The organism is Fictibacillus sp. b24, assembly GCF_030348825.1.
Lineage (GTDB): Bacteria > Bacillota > Bacilli > Bacillales > Fictibacillaceae > Fictibacillus.
In genome coordinates this window covers 2,639,291-2,657,858 of the sequence record NZ_JAUCES010000005.1, presented here as the reverse complement: position 1 = coordinate 2,657,858, position 18,568 = coordinate 2,639,291, and the positions used below count along the sequence as shown (strand labels likewise).

Here is an 18,568-nt window from a genome sequence, read left to right as displayed (position 1 = left end):
CTAAAATAGGGGATTACGAGTGGTAGGATGTCCTTTCTCTTTCCTATTAAAACTTGATAAAAGCTAGAGGGAAAGTGTGATTTGGGTTAATGGAATTTTTAATTTTTTACATATTATCATTTTTGTTCCTTATTTTAAGTTTAAAAGTACTACGATTATGGAGTTGACTAAGAAAAGGTAGTAAAAAAGAATGTCGTTTTCTTCGTCATTCCCTTATCAATTACCCCAATTTACTTCTTGAATGTGACTCTCTAAGATAAAAAGTATGAATCTTTCGAATTTAATAGAATTAGAGGGTGAGTAGATGAGGGTTATGAAAAAAAAGGTATTACCAACATTTTTTGCAGGTGTTATTGCAGTTAGTACGTTTGGTTCATCGGTCAGTGCAGATTTTCAGTTTTCAAAACAAGATCCAAGACAGCTCCCGATGTCTGAAACACTAGAAAAACTTAAAAATTTTGAAATAACTAGAGAGCAAAACAATGATCCGCTTTATGGCACACAAAAGACCTCTTTCAACCCGAACGAAAAAGTAAGAATCATTGTAGAAGTTGAAGTGGACAAGCAGGCGAAAGCACTTCCTCAAGCCCAAGTGGATAAAGTGAAGAAGGCCATTACAGAAAAAAGAAGTTTTACAACAAAGGTAAGACACACTTATTCTAAAGGATTTTATGGATTTAGCGTAGAAACTACGCTTGGAGAAGCGCAAAAAGTGGCCAAACTTCATGGAGTAAAAGATGTTCGAGTAGCTAAGCAATATGAACATACTGTTGTAAACAGCAAAGAGCTAGTTGAAGCGATGAATACGTGGACAAAATATAACACACACGGAGAAGGTATGGTTGTTGCGATCGTTGATTCAGGCGTCGATCATCAGCATGAAGCGATGCAGCTTTCTGAAAAAGGAAAAGAGGCTGCCAAACTAACTCAACAAAACCTTCAAGATGCGTTTAATCAAACAGAAATCGAAGAAGTGTGGTTTACCGATAAAGTGCCAACTGGATACGATTGGGCAGACAACGATACGAACGTTATCCCAACAAAAAATTCACACGGGACACATGTTGCGGGTATCGTAGGTGCCTATGAAGAGACACACAAAAAAGCTGTTGGTGTAGCTCCTGATGTTCAGCTTTTAGCAGAAAAGGTATTTTCGGATAAAGGCGGTGGTGCCTACGATGATGATATCGCAGCAGGCATCTACCATGCTGTAGAAATGGGAGCTGACGTAATCAACCTAAGCTTAGGGTCAGAGGCAGGGAATGTAGATCCAAATGACCCGGTTCAGCGTGCAATTCAATATGCAACGGAACAAGGTGTTTTGGTTGTAGCAGCAGCAGGAAACGCAGCATATAGCACAAAGAATAATTTGCTTGCGAAATCTCAGCTGCCGTTAGCGAAAAATCCTGATATTGGTCTAGTAGGAGATCCAGGTGTAACTCCTCATGCTCTTCAAGTGGCTTCTTCAGAAAACGATATGATGACAGTAGATGGATTACGCTTGTCTGATGGCAGCTTATTCGGCTACCAAATCCAGCCAGGCATTAAGAAATTAATAGGTACGTTAGATCCAGCTAAAGAGTATGAGTTAGTATTTGTAGGTGAAGGAAGCTCAGCAGATTTTAAGAACCTTGATCTTCAAGGGAAAATCGCAGTCGCCCAGCCGTTGCAAAACTATTCAACGTTCACTCATATTCAAACTGGAGCAGGTGGAAAAGGAGCAGTAGCGGTTATGGTCGTGCCGCCACCACAAGTTCCAGCATACTCAAGTTTATTTTTCAGCCCTTACTTCATTCCAGCACTAACTTCGGATCAAGTAAACGGAAATCAGTTAGTAGAACGATTAAAGTCAGGGGAGAAAGTGACGGTTCAGCTGACGGATGAGGTATTGAAAGTTCAAAATACAGCAACAGAGCCAATGTCATCATTTTCATCATTCGGTTCGCCGACAGATCTTAGCTTTAAACCCGAAATTACAGCACCAGGAGGGAAAATCTTCTCTACTGTCATAAATAATCAGTACGAAACGATGAGCGGCACATCCATGGCAAGTCCGCATGTTGCAGGTGGTGGAGCATTACTTCTACAGCATTACTATCAAGAACTTGGACTTCCAAAAGAAATGGAAACGGTGTTAAAGGCGAAGAATGCTTTGATGAATACAACTGAATCGTTGACGAACCCAAAGCATAACAACGCACTATATTCTCCAAGAAGACAAGGCTCTGGAATGATGAAGATTGAACGAGCCCTGAAAACACCATATTTACTTGAACGTTCTGGTGTTCCTTTAGAACAGGCAGCTTCTGTTGCTCTCAAAGAAGTGGGACGAAACTTTGATTTCACATTAAATGTTAAAGCTTTAAAGCAAAACTTAGTAAAGCCTCAGCATCAGTATGAGATTCAGGTCGATCTCATTACGGATGAAACAACAAAAAAGACACATGCAGAAGTGGAAAGAGAATATTTAACGCTCCATTCTGTTCCAGTAACAGGTGCTGTCATTAAAATTAATGGGAAGACGTATGGTCCAACAGAACCATACACGTATAAACCGCAACGAGATGAAAAAGTGAAGATCTCTGTTACACTCCCTGAAGAGTTAAGTGAAGGACGTTTTATAGAAGGGTTTGTTCGCTTTGTGCCTAAAGGAAGTTCCGTTAAAGAATTAACAACTTTATCTGTACCACTTATGGGCTATTACGGTGACTGGGATAAGATTGCTAACGTGGATGAAAGTCCTGTAACAGGGGATGCGTTCTTAGGTTATACAGTGCTTTTTAACGATATTGATTCATTGCCACTCGGTTATAATGGGATGACTGGGACGTTTGATCAAGAAAAGATTGGCGTTTCGCCACGTTCAAGCAGCTCAGGAGCTTATCCTGGCTTTACGGCTCTTCGTAATTTAAAAGAGTTATCTTTAAGCATCCAAGATGAAAAGGGCAACATCATTAAAGATCTTGGTAATTTCAATGAGTTTACAGAAGATGGTAGCCCGTATAAGTTTAGAAAGAACATTATGAGTTATAGAGATTACTATTACAATTTGGAAGGATTCTTCTGGAATTCCACAGACAATGAGGGTAATACGGTTGAAGATGGGCAATATTATTATGTGTATACGAGCACATTAAACTATGAAGGCGCTAAACCACAAGTTACAAAGATTCCTGTAAAAGTAGATTCCGTTGCACCTAAAGTTGAAAACATACAAGTGTCAGAGTTAGAAGATGGGAAGTACCTTATCAATTGGGATGTAAAGGAAACAAGCACAGATCACCTAGGGAACATGCTATGGGTAAACGGCGTGTATCAAAGACTGCAGGGAGCATCGAATGAGTACATTTCTAAAGTTAAACCAGAGTTAGTTACTATTTCTGCAATTGATCATGCAAGAAATGTTGGAGTCTCCTATCAAGGTGACGAGAAATACCTAAACGCAGATCCGCTTATTAACTATATGGGGATTAATAACGCGACGAATGTAAATGAATCAAAACCTCTTCGAATGACCCTTTTTGGATATAAACGTCTAGATTGGCATCTGGAGATCACAGATGGAAAAGGAAACACGCTTGAAGAGGCGGACATTTACAATGAACACTCTATCTATAACTTACCGTGGGTACCTGACAGTGATTACCCAGACGGAGATTATTATGTGAAAATTAAGGTTAAAGATGAGACTGGTTTGACTTTAACTACCGTTCCAAGAAAGTTTACGGTAAAACGTTAATCAATAGTTTTTTAGAGCTTTATGGATTGTTTACATCCATAAAGTTCTTTTTTATTTTATATTATTTCTATTTGCAAACTTTGCTGTAATGGTAAGTGGATTTCCCATTCAGGTGCTCGTTTGCTTTACATTTTAACTTATAGATGCAAAAACTTGATAAGACAATTCACCTAAAAAAACATTTACAAAAGATGGAATTAGGTAGAAAATGGTAGTAGAACATTGTTACATTCAAAATTGGGGGTTATAAAATGAAGGATTTTCTGAAAATATTTCAGAACCGAAACTTCAGCAAGCTATTTTTAGCTGGGTTCACTTCAATGATGGGGAGCATCATCGGCGTTACAGCTTTTATGTTTTATTTGTTAGATAAGTTTGGTGAACAGCCATTTTATGCGACACTTGCTGAGTTGATGTATTCATTACCAACATTAGCAGTCTTTTTTATTGTAGGTGTGTTAGCAGATAGGATGGATCGTCAGAAGATCGCTTTATATTGTGACTGGATCTGTGCTGTTCTATGTTTGGCATTGATGGGTGCAATCTGGCTGGATTGGATGCCGTTAATCTTTGCGATTCTATTCTTGCGAAGTGCCGTCGGCAAGTTCTTCTTCCCAGCGGACCAAGCGATGGTGCAAGGGATTTTATCCAAAGATGAATACGCGATTGCTGCAGGATTGAATCAGATGGTTGGAAGCATGTTTATGCTTTTTGGAAACATGCTGGCGATTTTTATTTACTGGAGTGTCGGTATTCAAGGAGCTATCGTATTTGACCTTGTTACATATGTGGTTTCCGCATTATTGATCATGAGTATGAAAGTGAATGAAGAAGTGCGTTTGCCGAATGGAAAACATAAGTTTAAAGATATTAATATCGGAATGGTATGGAAAGACTTTGGTGCAGGCTTTGCCTATATAAAGAACTCTAAATTGCTGATGTCTTTAATTTTTGGTTTTTTCTTATTCGGTGTAGTCAATGGCGGGTTATCGGTCATGCCTGCATTTATCATGAAATACAAACTCGCTCCTGAAAATTATGAGCAAATGATGATGTGGATGGGTGTTGTGTTTGGTGTTTCAGTTCTGGCTGGTAGTGTGATTTGTTCGATGCTTGCTAAAAAGATAAAGCTATCAACGGCTATTATCATTGGTCTATTTGCAAGTGGAGTAGCAATTGGTTGTTGTGCTTTGGCTGAGAACATCTGGGTTTTCTTTATTTTCACTGCTCTAATGGGGCTTAGTATCCCGCTTGTAAACATTGGTTTAGGCGGATGGCTGCCAAAAATCGTGGATCCAAAAATGATGGGGCGAGTTCAAGGTGCAATCACACCGATTACTATGCTGTCACACACAGTCACACTTGCGTTGATCGCTGCGTTTTTTCCGAAGTTCATATCGGTTGAAGCGCTATTCTGGGTGGTAGGCGGAGCACTGTTCATTGTTGGTCTGTTCTATATGTTAACTTTGCCTAAATATGATGTTGAAGAAACAAGAGAAACAACTGATATGAACCTGAAAGAAAAAGTACCAGTGTAAAGCTGGTGAAAGTAACGAACCCCTTATATAATGAAAGGCGGAGGGGAAGTTATGGCATTATTTCAAAGTATTCTATTCTGGTTTTTTATAATATTGCCTATCGTTCTTTTTATCGTGGCCATCGCCAGAACATCGTGGGTGTTAATGCTCGTTAATTTGTTATTAACATTGCCGTTAGTTTGGTTCGTAGGCTGGATTACGGAAAGATATGGTGCAGTGTTTGTTGTAATCGCTATTCATCTCATCACAGGTGTTTGGCTGTGGGTGAAAAGGCAGCGGCTGGAATTTAGATATTAATATTAAGAAGGTTTCTGCAGAGTTCGTTATGCAGAGCCTTTTTTATTTTAAAAAAATGGACCGGCTGGGATGGCCGGTCTCACTGGTGGGGAGGTTAGTCGTTGGAATATCTAACCTATTTTCAGAATAACACGAACAAGTGTTCTTGTAAACTTTTTTAGTCTATTTTTTCCAAACGATTGAAAAAGTCGTTCCTCGTGGTGAACTTGACTTCAAGATGAGGTCTGCACCCAAAGCTTTTGCGAGCATTCGGCTAAAAGGCAACCCTAATCCAAGCCCTCTTATTTTTAACTTTTTCTTTTCGCCTCGAAAGAAACGTTCAAAAATATATGGCTGTTCTTCTTCAGGAATGCCTGATCCTGTATCAAAAACTTCGATTGCCTTTTTTGACAGAGATACCGAAATTGAGCCATCCTTTCCAAGTGCATGATAAGCATTATTTAAAAGGTTGATCAAAATCTGCTGTAATCGAAGGGGGTCTGTTTCTCTGGATACAATTTCTTCTGGTACGTCTACGTTGATATCAAAATCTTCATTCTGTGTGACTTTCCAGTGGTGCACAATTTCTCTCAGAAGTTCATTCATATTGGATTCTTCTAATCTAATTGAAAACGCTCCTGCTGAAAGGGAGTTGTAATCGAGGAGATCCTCAATCATTCTTTGTAATCGGTGAATTTCTTTCATTGTAATCTCTAAAAACTCATCCCGCTCATTACCAGAAACAATTCCATCTTTTACAGCCTGAACGAGGCCGCTAATTGAAGTAACTGGAGTTTTTAAGTCATGAGTAACACCTGCTAACAGTTCTGCTCGAAGAGTTTCGAGCTGAGTCAGCCGGTTCGTCATCTCTTCAAAAGATGCTAATAATTCATGAATTTCCTTTTCTTTAGCATCTTCCCTGTTTAAATGGATATCGTAGTTGCCATCTCTGATTTGAGAAGCAGCAAATGCCACATTCTGAATCGGTTTTAAAATTTTCTTAGTCAGTAAATAAATAACGATCCATCCGAGTAATCCCAACCCGATCAGTAAGATGATTGGCAAACGGTATTCTTGCTCAACATCTGTTAATTCTGAAGCGTTTTGCATAACGAAGACCCAGCCGGCTTGATTATTATCATAAACAATCGGTTTTTTTACTGCATATACACGTATTTCGTTTATTTGTAATTTTTGTACCGTTTTCTTATTTTCTAAAACATCAGAAGGAATCTTCTGGAGATTATGAAACTGATGGTCTTTTGGCAGCAGTCCTTTATGAAGAGGTTTTGAATTTAGGACATTGCCATCCATATCTGTTATAAAAAACTCGGGCGGTCTGTCCATTTGAAGGACCTTCGCTCTGTCATCGAGTTTTTTATTAAAAAGGTTGTAGTCTTTATTTCTGTCTGTAGATGCGATTCGGTCTGCGGTCTCAGCTGCGACATATTCCATGAGAGTTAACCGGTTCTCTAGTGTAGTATGTCTGATCCACCACAATGTAAAAACGCCAAGGATTAAAAGCCCGATGAAAAGGGTAAACAAATATCTCGTTGTCCAATATCTTAACAATGTAGTTCGTTTTTTATTTGCCATAAACACAGAATTGATACCCCAATCCTCTAAGTGTACGAATTTCTCCTTGTGAATCAGGCCAATTTACTAAGGCTTGTCTGATTCGTTTTATTGCTAAATCCACTGCTCGTTCACTGCCGTCGTAATCCAGTCCCCAAACTTGTTCAATTAAATTGTCTCTCGTAAATGTCCGATTCGGTCTAGCTGCTAAAAAGAAAAGAAGGGAAAGATCTTTCGGTGTGAGAACAACAGGTTCACCATATATTTTGACAACATGAGAATCAAAATTAAGGCCAAGGCTTCCATATTGTTTGGTGTTATCCGTTTCTAAAACATTTGCTGCACGGCGCAATACTGCGTTAACTCTTGCGATGACTTCTTCACCAATGAATGGTTTGGTTATGTAATCGTCAGCGCCTTGATTCAATCCTTTTAAACGGTAATCAATGTCTCCAAGAGCAGTCAGCATAATAACAGGGCATGAGCTGTTCTGCCTGATTTTCTGTAAAATACTCCAGCCATCGCGATCAGGGAGCATGACATCCAATAAAACGAGATTAGGAGATTGTTCAACAAAATAGGTTACTGCTTGTTGTCCATCAAATGCCTGAAGCACCTCATAGCCTTCGTGTTTTAAATAAACGGTCAGAACTCTTGAGATGGTTTCTTCATCTTCTACTAATAAAATCGTTTTCATGGCAGCCCCTCCAGTTACCTTTACTATACTTGAAAAATCCCCAGTTTTATAGACTGGGGACCGTGTGAAACTTTAAATGTCATTTCCGATTTCAGCTGGCATTTCTTCGTTCAATTGCGGCTGAACTTCACCGCCAGAAGGAGCGTCTGGACCAAATCGATTTCCGCCTTCATGGTGCTTTCCTTTACCATGATGCCCGCCAGGACCAAATCCGCCTTTACCGATTGGAAAGAAGTCATCACCGCGCAAAGCTTCAAGCTTATCCGCATCTTTTTCTTGGATGGCTTCAATTAATTCACGCATTGATTTGTCTTTTGTGGAGATGCCAAGCTCTTTAGCCAGGTTCTGTACTTTTTTCTTATGAACCTCCATCGCAATTTCAGGAATTGCTTTTCCATCGATCGTAATGTTCAGCTTTTTGGCTTCAGCTTTAACTTTTGCGGTCATTACTTCATGAGCTAGTTCTCTTATTTCCTTGCCGTCTGTCGAAATCCCTAATTCTTTTGCTTCTTTTTTGATTGATGCCGTCATCACTTCCTGTTGAAGAGTTTGAAGGTCTTTTCCGTCTGTTGAGATGCCGAGTTCCTTCGCTTTTTTGTTAAGAGAAGCTTGTCTGATATCCTGTCTTAATGATTCAGCATCCTTTCCATCAGTCGAAACACCAAGGTCTTTGGCTTCTTTTTTCAATTGTGCTAAGTGAATCGCTTCGTGCAGTTCTGCAGCGGTTTTATCACTTGTAGAGATTCCTAGATTCTTCGCCTTCTTCTGCAGCTTTGCCAACCGGACTTCTTCAGCCAATGTCTCGATGTCTTTTCCAGATGTCTTTATTCCTAATTCTTTCGCTTTCTTCTTGATTTGCTCTGTGCGGATTTCTTTCATCAACGTTTCTGCATCTTTACCGCTCGTGCTGATCCCAAGCTCTTTTGCTTTTTCAAGTAAATTCTCTGAGTTTCCTTTAAAGAATCCTCCTCCAAAATGGGCGTGTCCTTTCATTCTCATCTCCCATTTTTTCGGGGCAGATTCTGTTGAACTCGTTTGATCGTTGTCTGCTGCAAGGGAAGTAGTTGCATAGCTTCCAGCTAATAGTGCACCTGCGATCGTAAAACCGATTACTGATTTTTTCATTGATTGATTTCCTCCTAGATGGTGTGGGTAGTTTTTCAAAGGTTCGAAGCTTGTACAATTAATGTAACCAGTGAAGATGTCAGCACAATGTCAGGAGATAGAAAATTAAAAATATATTTGAACATTTATAAAAGGTAAAAATGAGGCATGAAATTTCTTTTAAATAAGGACTATTTCTTTAAAAGTATAAAGAAGAAATGTGTCAGGAAGATGTCAAAGGGGAATTATGGGTCATATACCTTGCCGATTTTTAAATAAAAGGCATACACTATAATTTAAAACGTAGTATTCTTATTTGTTAGGAAGGGATTGTCGTTTTGTGAGCTATTTATACGATGCATATATCAAAAATAAAACGCAGCAAAATTGGTTTAAGAACATAGATGCTTTGGCGGAAAAGTTTGCAGAGCGAGCTGATAAACATGATCGCGAAGGCAGTTTTCCCTTTGAGAACGTTAAGGAGCTTAAAGAAGCTGGTTATCTTTCGCTGACGATTCCGAAAGAGTATGGCGGAGAAGGGTTGAGTCTGTATGAGTTTGTTCTTCTGCAGGAAAGAATTGCTGCAGGAGATGCAGCAACTGCTTTGTGCCTCGGATGGCATATTGGCTGTTTTCTTGAACTAGCCGAAGAGCGGACGTGGAACGAAGAGGTGTTCCGTTCATTTTGTGAAAAAGTGGTGGGAGATCAAGCTCTTGTGAATCGTGCTGCATCTGAACCTGCAACTGGAAGTCCGACACGAGGGGGGATGCCGCAAACAAAAGCGGTGAAGCAAGGTGAACACTGGGTAATCAATGGCACGAAGACTTTCACATCTATGGCGCCAGCTTTGGATTATGCCATCGTTTCTGCCCAAATCGGGGATACAGGAAAAAAAGGAAACTTCTTAATTGATATGAAGCAAGATGGAGTTTCAATAGATGAGACGTGGGACACAGTCGCCATGAGGGGAACCCGAAGCGATGACCTTGTAATGAAGGATGTAAAAGTAAGCATTGAGGCTCTTGTTGAAGAAGAACGCGGAAAACTGGACCTTCCAAAAGCATGGCTACTTCATATTCCTGCCTGTTATCTTGGGGTAGCAGTGGCGGCGAGGAACGAAGCCGTTAATTTTGCTAAAAGTTATAAGCCGAATAGTTTGCCTGGAGCGATAGCTGAAGTTCCAGAAGTTCAACGCAAGATTGGTCAAATGGAACTGGAATTATTTAAAGCCCGAGAGCTTTTATATACAACCGCTGCAAAATGGGTGAATGAGCCAGAATCCAGAATAGAAATGGGACCTTCACTAATGGCAGTTAAGCATGTAGCAACGAACTCAGCTGCAAAAGTTGTTGATCTCGCAATGCGGATTGTGGGAGCAAGAAGCTTGGCCATGTCGAGTCCGTTGCAGCGTCATTACCGTGATGTCAGAGCAGGGCTTCATAATCCGCCGATGGATGACATCGTCATTAGTACGTTAGCGAAAAGAGCTTTGGAATAGAAGATTGAGACACCACATAATGATTTTGGTGTCTCTTTTTTAATTGGACAAAATGTATAGGAGATTGGACAGATTGATTGGTAGATTGGACAGATTATTTGGGAGATTCGACAAATTACTTTTGGAAATGGTCAGATTAAGTCAATTAGTCGACAGATTTTCGGATTCAATCAGTTCAACAAAACAAAGCCGGTTTCCGAATGGATCGCCAACTCTCACTTCTTTAAAACCATGAGCCTCTTCCAGTCCAGGTCTTGCAAATTTATACTTTTTTTCTGATAAAAAATGATGGTATGCTTCTATTCTTTCTATATGTATCCTCAATTGTACGCCAGGACTCGAATCGCCGTGATGTTCTGAAAGGTGCAAACAGCATTCACCGAGTGAAACCTGCATATATAAGGGATAATCCTCTTCATATCGATGCTCCCAATCTAATGAGAACCCTAAAAAGTGAAGATAAAACTCCTTTGCCTTTTCTACATCAAATATGCGAAGGATGGGGACCGTGCTTTTGACATGATATTGATTCATTTGCTCTCACTCTCCAGACGTCTATGTTCTACTAGTGTTTCTATTTTAAAGTAGCAGTTCCTTTGTTTTGCTGGAGGATTTTTTCTTCCCGAAAACGAATGTTTATATAAAATAAGTCAATGACTAGAGGAGGAGATAACCTTTGAACGAAAAACTAGTTCGTGTAGGTACAACTTATATACCTGTTCAGCATGTTGATGCCTCTGCCAAGTGGTACACTGAAAAGCTAGGTGCAACCCTTAACTATCAAGATGAGGATAAAGTGATCCTGAATCTTGCCAACCAAAGTTTTTTCCTTGTGAGATCACGAGAAAGTGAGAATGCCAATTTCACGGATTATACAGGAAAAAAACGGTTCTCTTTAACATTTGAAGTGGACGGACTTGGCAATCTTTATAAGCTGCATCAAGAGTTTAGAGAGCTTGGCATTCAGACAGGGGATATCGAAGATCGTGGTCACACAGGTGAGAATTTTGTGTTCTCTGACCCCGATGGTAATCAGTTTGACGTGTGGAGTGAATTAAGTCCCAATTACAAAAAAATGATGGCGCCTGTTGCTGAGGTAAAGAAATGAGATGGGTAACGGGCATCCTCTTTTCAGTGTTAGGTGTCCTTTTGTTAACACAAGGTCTTCATTTACGTTCAATGAGTTTAGAAGAAGTTGATGGTAATGGTATTGGCGTTTATTTCTTAGGAATGGAGATAAACGAGAAAGTAGCGACTGCCGATATCCAGTCCTATGCAAACGGCTTTTTAGGAACTGGAACCATTTTTCTGCTGCTCGCAGTGTGTTTATTTGTCATTTTACTAAAAGAAAAAAGCACATTAAAACCGATTCACAGAAAAAATCCTGCTTGAGCTTTAGTAAGAGGGGGAAATTTATAGCATAACGAGATAAGGCCATTGAGATTTTCTCTTTGGTTTTTCTTTATCGAAAGGTGTTTTCGCATTTCATTGTTGTTCTTGGAAGTGGTTGATTTCCGTTTCAAGCGCTCGCTTTCCGTGGGGCAGGCGGTAGCCACATTCGTACGTATTACGTATAAGTGTCTCACCTGCCAGCCTGTCCCGCAGGAGTCTCGCACCTTTTACTCCAATCAACTTTTCAATGAAGAACTTCAAAATCGCTATTTGGCAACAACTTGTTAGAAAAAAGCCTTATCACAAAAGTCCGATCGGAGGTGAGTGTATGAAAAAAGGGCTCGTACTGGTGATCATTTGCGGCTATTTAATGCTTGGGCCTTCCTCAATCGCACTGTCACCCACAACGTCTGATACCCTAGTTAATCTATCTCACTATACTCCAGTCAGTCCCCAACTTAGTGAATAAACATGAAACCCGCCTCATTGTGAAGGCGGGTTTGTTTTTATCTTATTTTCTGCCGCTAAGTCCGTACATCACAAACTCCACGATCTGGTCGATTTCCTTCTTATCATCCCATTCCATATCCGAAAAAAGAAGGAAGCGAGGAAGGATATAGCCAATGATGCTCGATGCAGTCATTCGCATGATGGTTTGGGGAGGCAACGCAATGATTTCCCCTTTTTCTTGAAAATGCTCAATTATTTTTTTGAACTTCTCATACACATGATCGGCAAAAAGCTGTTGAAAGGGTTCGCGTAGCTCATCGTGAAAGGCGATCTCCTGAATAAAAATCTTTAAGACAGGAAATTGTTTTCGGACGAATTCCAGCCGGTTTTTTGCGACCACTCTTAAAAAATCTTCATATCGTTCATACTCATTTTCAAATACTTCTTTTGCAAAGGTTTTTATAAAGAAGGGAGCTACAAACTTTGCCACCGTTGGCGTGACAATGGCGAGCAATAGTTCTTTTTTCGTTTTATAGTGGCGGAAGATCGTACCTTCAGCAACGCCTGCTTTTTTTGCGATCTCGCTTGTAGATGAGCCAGAATACCCTTTTTCAGAAAAGGTATCTATGGCAGCTTCTAGGATTTTACGCTGTTTGTCGCTCATGGTTGCGTGATCTGTATCGTTTATTAATTCGGTAATCCATTCTGAATCAGACATGAGTGTTTCTCCTTTAAATAACGTGCATTTACTTTATTATAGACACAATTTATATGACGGACAAACACCTTACAGTTTTCGGTGCTTTTTTAAAGCAAGCACATTTAAGGTCATAAATAATAGTGAGAAACCTGCCAGAACTAGGACTTCATCATAAATGTATCCCCAGCCGCCGCCTTGTATCATCACATCGCGAATCGCTTCACCGCCGTAAGTCAATGGCATGATATAGCTTAATGGCTTCAGCCAGTCAGCCATTGTTTCAATGTTGAATAGACCAGAGAAAAAAACTTGCGGAACAACGACAATTGGAATGAACTGAATCATCTGCAATTCGTTTTTAGCAAAAGCGGAAAGCAATGTTCCAAGTGAAAGGGCGGTAACTGCAAGCATCAGAGTAATGAGTATCACAAACCAAATGGAGCCAGCCATCATGATGTCTAGAACGTATATTGCGAACGCAACGATTATCGCTGATTGAATGACGGTAAATATCCCGAAACCTAGTACATAACCAACTACCATTTCCCATCGGCGCAAAGGGGTTGCCAGCAATCTTTCTAGCGTTCCAGTCGTTCGTTCTCGTAAGAATGAAACGCCAGCAATTAAGAATACGAAAAAGAAGATAAAGAAACCGATTAAAAATGGACCGATGTAATCAAAGGTTTCCATGTCAGGTGAACCGTGCAGATAGTTGATTTTTGGTTTTATAGAGGACTGTTCGCTAATATGCGTATTTAATGCCTTTAATGCTTTTTCAATGGTCATCATTGAAGCTTTGTTTGCTGTTGGGTTACTGCCTTCAAGTGTGATCTTGGTTGTTGGTGAATTAATTTCAATGTAAGCATCTAATTTTTCCTCTTTAAGATCATCAATAGCTGTTTTACTGCTGTTGTATCCAGTGAATGCCTTGTCAGTCGTCTCTAATTTTTTGATAATCATCGTCTGATCACTGACGACTGCTATTTTCGGTTCATAATCGTTGTTAGAAAAAACGAGATTCACGAGCGTAAGAATAAGAAGTGGAGCAATAAACATCATGGCAAGTGTTCGCTTGTCACGAATGAATTGCCTGATAATTCGTTTTACAAGAGCTCTAATTCTCATGACGAATACCTCCATAATAAAGAAAGGCATCTTCAATCGTTTCGCTGGATGTGCGTTCTTTAAGCTGTCTTGGAGAGCCAGAAGCTATTAATCTTCCATCCCGAAGCATCCCGAGCTGGCCGCATTTTTCTGCTTCATCCATAACGTGTGTGGTGACAAGGATTGTTGTTCCGTTTTCGCTTAACTTGTAAAGCTCACTCCAGATGGATTGGCGAAGAACAGGATCGATGCCGACAGTAGGTTCATCCAGAATAAGAATTTGTGGTTCGTGCAGAATAGCAGCTGCTAACGACAGACGTCTTTTCATACCACCAGAGTATTGATGAACGGGTTTTTTTAAGTATTCAGTCAGATTGACAAGCGAAGCGGCGTGCTCGATGCGCTCTTTTTGTTTCTGTCCTTTTAATCCGTAAATCGAAGCAAAGAATTCAAGATTTTCTTTGCCGCTTAATTCTCCATAAAGAGCATCAGATTGAGCCATGAAACCGATATGAGTCATGTTATGAAGGTTGGGCATGAGAGTATCTAGGACCTTAATGGTGCCATTTGTAGGTGTTTCAATTCCCGCAATCATTTTAATGAGAGTTGTTTTTCCGGTACCCGATGGACCGAGTAATCCATATATCTCATTCTTTTCAACCTGTAATGAAATGTCTTCTAAAACAAGGTGAGATCCAAAGTTCTTAGAAACATTTGAAACCTGTATAACCGTATTCATAGAGAACCTCCTTGATAATAAGACTTAAAGTGAGTACTCACTCACTTGTATGTTTATAGCATATGACGGATAACGAAAATGTGTCAAGTGAGTACTCACTCATTTTTTAATTTAAAAAATGATCCCCAGAAAGATGGGGACCTGTAAAGATTAATTGAAGGGGTATTCGTTATTGTTAGTCGTACTTTTGTGGTTGAGTTTAAATAATTTAGGTAAAATCCAGCGGTCAAGTCCGATCCACCGAGATGCGTTTCGCCCTGCAACGAGTATGAAGATCGTAAGTAAAAGCATTTGTGGGTTAGTGCTAACTGTACCTGAAAAGAGAAAAGCAAAATTCATAATTGCACCCATCAGAGCAGAAAAGGTAGTGAAGACTCCTAATAAAAGGGCAAGACCTACTAAAAGTTCTCCCCAGGAAACGATGAAGTTGAAGAAGTCTGCATTAGGTATCGCTACATGTGTAAGAAAATCTGCCCACCATGATTGGACCGCTGGGTGTTCACCCGTCGCTTTACTTACAGATCCATGTAAAAAACCAGTAGCATCAAATGATCCTGTTACTTTTTCAAAGCCTGCAATAGTCCAGGTATAGCCTAAATATAGACGGAAAATGGTAAGGATAATTGATGCAGACTTTTTCTCTCTAAGGAATTTAACAAACATCTTACACACCACCTTCTAATTTAGGCTGTAAATCAATCATTACTTAATGACAAGCACGGGGCATTCAGCTTTTTGAACAACGTAATGGCTGACACTTCCTAAGAACAGTTCTTTTACTCCGCTTAATCCACGGCTGCCGATAACGATTAAATCGATTCCGTTTAAGGATGCATAGTGAGTAAGTACGTTGCCTGGATGTCCTTCAATAGCCTTTGCAACGATCGGATGATCTGTTTTTAAACTGATTTCTGTTTTAACATTTTGAATGATCGCTTCGTTTTTTTCTTTTAATTCGTAGGACGCTTGTTCAACGGGATAATTTCCATACGTGTACGCCATCGTATAGACAGGCTGGTAAACAGTGACAAGGTGCAGTGCAACGTCTTTTCTTTCGTTTGCAAAATCCACTGAAAAATCTAATGCTTTTTGGCTTTCTTGTGATCCATCATAAGCAACAAGGATGGTTTGAATGTTAGTATTCATCATAAATCCTCCCTACACTTTTTATATTATGGAACTGATTTAAGCATAGGGTGTTTAAAGGGGGATGTATGTGATGTTTATCACAAGATGTTGAAATAATATTGACGAATATTTCAGAAAAAATCATAATTATTTTAATTGATAGAAATGAGGGATTAAAGATGTCAAAAAACAATAAACTGCAAGTTCAAATAATAATGGTGCGGAAGGGTTAAATATTTAAACCCTCCGTGTATACAAAACTAATGGGGGAATAACTGAATGTCTTTTAAAAATTATGGACCACTTTGCACGGAAGTTTATGATCTTACAAAAAAGGTTGGACAGTCATTTGGCGGTGATATCGAATATTACAAAGGCAGGCTGAAGGAGAACGGCGGACGTACTTTGGAAGCTATGGTCGGATCTGGCCGTGTGATTATTCCGCTTTTGGAAGCTGGTTTAGACGTAGATGGGATGGACTATTCAGGTGAGATGCTGGCTTCTTGTCAAGAAAGGCTGGATGAAAAAGGCTTAGTTGCAAATCTTTTTCAAAGTGATCTGCAAAATCTGGACCTGCCACAAAAATATAAAAATATTATCATACCAGGCGGTTCTTTTTTATTGATTGAAAAAAGAGAAGAGTCCAAGCAGGCGCTAAAGCAAATTTTTAACCATTTAGAAGAAGGCGGAAAGCTGATTTTAGATATCTTTTTACCAACAGATAACTTTGAAGCAGGCAAGGTGCTCCGAACGTTAACGGTAAATTGTCCAGATGGAGACATCATCACGATGGAAGATAAGCTAGTAGAGGTGAACTTCTTAGAACAATACAAAGTGTCGTATCTGAAATATGAAAAATGGCGCGAAGGAGATTTGATTCAAACAGAACTTCAACGCTTCGCCATTCGCTGGTATGGCATTGAAGAATTAAAGCTCATTATGGAAAGTGTGGGTTTTAAAGAAGTAACTGTGAGCGCTGACTTTGAATTCGGAAAGAAGCCTGCTCACGCAAGACAAAGCTTTGTGTTTGAAGCTAAAAAGTAGTTAAAGATAAGGTCATTTGTATTTATGCAAATGGTCTTGTTTTATATTGTGTAAATACGGTATGTCCAGTATAGTTGAAATATGTTCATACGCACATATCATTCTAAAAAATAGGGGAGAAGAAATGGCTAATTTAACGCAAGATCGAAGCATAGCTCTTTATGAATTTATTATCCAGCATTCTACTAATTTGACAGATTCCTGGCTTGCTTCTAGAGATGTAGGCGGCCATGGAATTTATTCAAAAAGAATGGGTGCTGAGGTTGAAAAAAGACTTCGTGAACAAAACCAGTTCTTTATTAAAATGATTGCATCCATATTTAATGAAAAAAATGAACTTCTAGAAGATATTGATGCATGGGCAAAAAGAGTGGCTGAGGATCGAGCGGGATCAAATACTCCCATTCATGAGACGATACAGCAGTTTAAGAGATTCAGAAACATTTTCTGGAATAAAATTAGAGAATTTATCGAGAATCCCTTAACCGAAGTAAGTCAAACGGAAATTTTAACATGGAGCAGTTTGCTGCATTCCACCTTTGATACCGTTATTGAGAGATTTGCTGAAGAATACAATTTTTTTACTTCAAGGCGTATTGAGGCTCAACAAGATATGATCTATCAGCTGAGTTCACCTGTTATTCCTTTATCTGACTTTGTCGGAATCTTGCCACTCGTTGGAGAAATTGATACACATCGAGCAAAGTGGATTATGGAATCGACGCTTCAGCAATGTACGGACACCAATATAACGCAGCTCTTTATTGATTTATCAGGCGTCGTTATGATTGATACGATGGTCGCTAACGAAATTTTCCAACTGGTAAACACACTGAAGTTAATCGGTGTGCAGTCCATCATCAGCGGGATTCGTCCTGAAGTTGCTCAGACGAGTGTACAGCTAGGGATAGATTTTAGCCAAATTCCAACGCAAAGCACTCTCAAACAAGCGTTGAAAAGCAATAGAATTATTATCGAAAAGATATCATTATAGATTAAAAGTGAAAGAACCATTCGCAAATTGTACGCAAATGGTTCTTTTTTGTGGTTAATTTTGATTGTGTGCTTTATGGTAACGGTATTGCTGCCATCTGAAGCGGATGAAACAGCCAACACAAAAGCCTAATATGGCGACGAAAGAAGCAGTTGCAACCATTATTGTAGCTGTTAAAGCAAGCGCGTTCCAATTTAACGTGTACCCAACAAACCCGAGAGCAAGCAGTGTGATAGCTATCAGTTGGTTAAAGTTCTGCTGTTCTTTATCTTCAGGTATATAAGCTGAAGGATTCTTTTGTAAGAATCGTTTCGCAAACTTCATAACAGGGTTGTAATCAAAAAACATACCCAGAAGTCCAGCAATAAGAGGGAGTAATAAAATCCAAGCTTGACCAGAGATCCATGTGGCTGCGATTGATAAAAAGATGAACCATTGATTTGTACGAACTAAAGGTCTAGGAATTGAAGATACGTTTTGTGACATTTTAAATCCGACCTTTCTTATAGGTTTAGTTATTATATTGTAATTGTATTCTCATGAAAAGTGAAGTGTTAAGCATTGTAAATTTATGAGAGGGGAAGGGATTA

General features: G+C 39.5%; 20 protein-coding genes. 9 read left to right on the top strand and 11 right to left on the bottom strand.

Annotated elements, in window-relative coordinates; genetic code table 11:
* Positions 1-304: 304 nt before the first annotated feature.
* The 3 genes from QUF49_RS13750 to QUF49_RS13740 all read left to right on the top strand — a co-directional run bounded on the left by QUF49_RS13750 (position 305) and on the right by QUF49_RS13740 (position 5,574).
* On the top strand, positions 305-3,739 hold the full coding sequence (locus QUF49_RS13750) for a S8 family serine peptidase (protein ID WP_289496193.1): 3,435 nt from the start codon (positions 305-307) through the stop codon (positions 3,737-3,739).
* Positions 3,740-3,990: 251 nt separating this feature from the next.
* Positions 3,991-5,277, top strand: a complete 1,287-nt coding sequence (locus tag QUF49_RS13745) for an MFS transporter (RefSeq protein WP_289496192.1) — start codon at positions 3,991-3,993, stop codon at positions 5,275-5,277.
* A gap of 51 nt (positions 5,278-5,328) precedes the next feature.
* Positions 5,329-5,574 carry a hypothetical protein gene (locus QUF49_RS13740; RefSeq protein WP_289496191.1) on the top strand — a complete coding sequence of 82 codons (246 nt, stop codon included), beginning with the start codon at positions 5,329-5,331 and terminating at the stop codon, positions 5,572-5,574.
* A 162-nt stretch (positions 5,575-5,736) separates the two neighbouring features.
* On the opposite strand, the gene QUF49_RS13735 is transcribed toward QUF49_RS13740, so the two are convergent.
* The 3 genes from QUF49_RS13735 to QUF49_RS13725 form a co-directional block, all read right to left on the bottom strand.
* Positions 5,737-7,149: a sensor histidine kinase gene (locus QUF49_RS13735; protein ID WP_289497660.1), complete on the bottom strand. Its 1,413-nt coding sequence runs from the start codon at positions 7,147-7,149 to the stop codon at positions 5,737-5,739.
* Positions 7,139-7,825: a response regulator transcription factor gene (locus QUF49_RS13730; RefSeq protein WP_289496190.1), complete on the bottom strand. Its 687-nt coding sequence runs from the start codon at positions 7,823-7,825 to the stop codon at positions 7,139-7,141. The genes QUF49_RS13735 and QUF49_RS13730 overlap by 11 nt, the downstream gene beginning before the upstream one ends.
* Before the next feature lie 72 nt (positions 7,826-7,897).
* Positions 7,898-8,950 (bottom strand): hypothetical protein, encoded by a 1,053-nt coding sequence (locus tag QUF49_RS13725; protein WP_289496189.1) that lies wholly within the window; start codon positions 8,948-8,950, stop codon positions 7,898-7,900.
* A 319-nt stretch (positions 8,951-9,269) separates the two neighbouring features.
* Here QUF49_RS13725 and QUF49_RS13720 point away from each other — a divergent pair, with 319 nt between their 5' ends.
* Positions 9,270-10,427 carry an acyl-CoA dehydrogenase family protein gene (locus tag QUF49_RS13720; RefSeq protein ID WP_289496188.1) on the top strand — a complete coding sequence of 386 codons (1,158 nt, stop codon included), beginning with the start codon at positions 9,270-9,272 and terminating at the stop codon, positions 10,425-10,427.
* Positions 10,428-10,568: 141 nt separating this feature from the next.
* Here the strand turns inward: QUF49_RS13720 and QUF49_RS13715 are convergent, their stop codons facing one another.
* Positions 10,569-10,961 (bottom strand): glyoxalase superfamily protein, encoded by a 393-nt coding sequence (locus QUF49_RS13715; protein WP_289496187.1) that lies wholly within the window; start codon positions 10,959-10,961, stop codon positions 10,569-10,571.
* 142 nt (positions 10,962-11,103) lie between these two features.
* Here QUF49_RS13715 and QUF49_RS13710 point away from each other — a divergent pair, with 142 nt between their 5' ends.
* Both QUF49_RS13710 and QUF49_RS13705 read left to right on the top strand, forming a co-directional pair.
* Complete coding sequence (locus QUF49_RS13710) at positions 11,104-11,535, top strand: VOC family protein (RefSeq protein WP_289496186.1); 432 nt, start codon at positions 11,104-11,106, stop codon at positions 11,533-11,535.
* A complete protein-coding gene (locus QUF49_RS13705; protein WP_289496185.1) occupies positions 11,532-11,819 on the top strand; it encodes a hypothetical protein in 288 nt (95 codons plus the stop codon). Before QUF49_RS13710 ends, QUF49_RS13705 begins: the two co-directional genes overlap by 4 nt.
* A 93-nt stretch (positions 11,820-11,912) precedes the next feature.
* Here the strand turns inward: QUF49_RS13705 and QUF49_RS13700 are convergent, their stop codons facing one another.
* Positions 11,913-12,059: a hypothetical protein gene (locus tag QUF49_RS13700; protein WP_289496184.1), complete on the bottom strand. Its 147-nt coding sequence runs from the start codon at positions 12,057-12,059 to the stop codon at positions 11,913-11,915.
* Positions 12,060-12,066: 7 nt separating this feature from the next.
* Between QUF49_RS13700 and QUF49_RS13695 the strand changes: the two genes are divergently transcribed.
* Positions 12,067-12,288 (top strand): hypothetical protein, encoded by a 222-nt coding sequence (locus QUF49_RS13695; RefSeq protein WP_289496183.1) that lies wholly within the window; start codon positions 12,067-12,069, stop codon positions 12,286-12,288.
* A 42-nt stretch (positions 12,289-12,330) separates the two neighbouring features.
* Here the strand turns inward: QUF49_RS13695 and QUF49_RS13690 are convergent, their stop codons facing one another.
* The 5 genes from QUF49_RS13690 to QUF49_RS13670 all read right to left on the bottom strand — a co-directional run bounded on the left by QUF49_RS13690 (position 12,331) and on the right by QUF49_RS13670 (position 15,958).
* Positions 12,331-12,987: a TetR/AcrR family transcriptional regulator gene (locus QUF49_RS13690; protein WP_289496182.1), complete on the bottom strand. Its 657-nt coding sequence runs from the start codon at positions 12,985-12,987 to the stop codon at positions 12,331-12,333.
* Between the two features lie 69 nt (positions 12,988-13,056).
* A complete protein-coding gene (locus QUF49_RS13685; protein WP_289496181.1) occupies positions 13,057-14,094 on the bottom strand; it encodes an ABC transporter permease in 1,038 nt (345 codons plus the stop codon).
* Positions 14,084-14,812: an ABC transporter ATP-binding protein gene (locus tag QUF49_RS13680; protein ID WP_289496180.1), complete on the bottom strand. Its 729-nt coding sequence runs from the start codon at positions 14,810-14,812 to the stop codon at positions 14,084-14,086. The genes QUF49_RS13685 and QUF49_RS13680 overlap by 11 nt, the downstream gene beginning before the upstream one ends.
* 150 nt (positions 14,813-14,962) lie before the next feature.
* Positions 14,963-15,475, bottom strand: coding sequence for a DoxX family membrane protein (locus tag QUF49_RS13675; RefSeq protein ID WP_289496179.1), 513 nt, complete (start codon positions 15,473-15,475; stop codon positions 14,963-14,965).
* 39 nt (positions 15,476-15,514) lie between these two features.
* The gene (locus tag QUF49_RS13670) at positions 15,515-15,958 is read right to left on the bottom strand and encodes a universal stress protein (protein ID WP_289496178.1); all 444 of its coding nucleotides are present in this window, start codon (positions 15,956-15,958) and stop codon (positions 15,515-15,517) included.
* Positions 15,959-16,219: 261 nt separating this feature from the next.
* Between QUF49_RS13670 and QUF49_RS13665 the strand changes: the two genes are divergently transcribed.
* On the top strand, positions 16,220-16,984 hold the full coding sequence (locus tag QUF49_RS13665; RefSeq protein ID WP_289496177.1) for a class I SAM-dependent methyltransferase: 765 nt from the start codon (positions 16,220-16,222) through the stop codon (positions 16,982-16,984).
* 124 nt (positions 16,985-17,108) lie between these two features.
* Positions 17,109-17,978, top strand: coding sequence for an STAS domain-containing protein (locus QUF49_RS13660; RefSeq protein WP_289496176.1), 870 nt, complete (start codon positions 17,109-17,111; stop codon positions 17,976-17,978).
* A gap of 54 nt (positions 17,979-18,032) precedes the next feature.
* Here QUF49_RS13660 and QUF49_RS13655 read toward each other — a convergent pair whose 3' ends face one another.
* The gene (locus tag QUF49_RS13655) at positions 18,033-18,464 is read right to left on the bottom strand and encodes a DUF4395 domain-containing protein (protein ID WP_289496175.1); all 432 of its coding nucleotides are present in this window, start codon (positions 18,462-18,464) and stop codon (positions 18,033-18,035) included.
* Positions 18,465-18,568 lie beyond the last annotated feature (104 nt).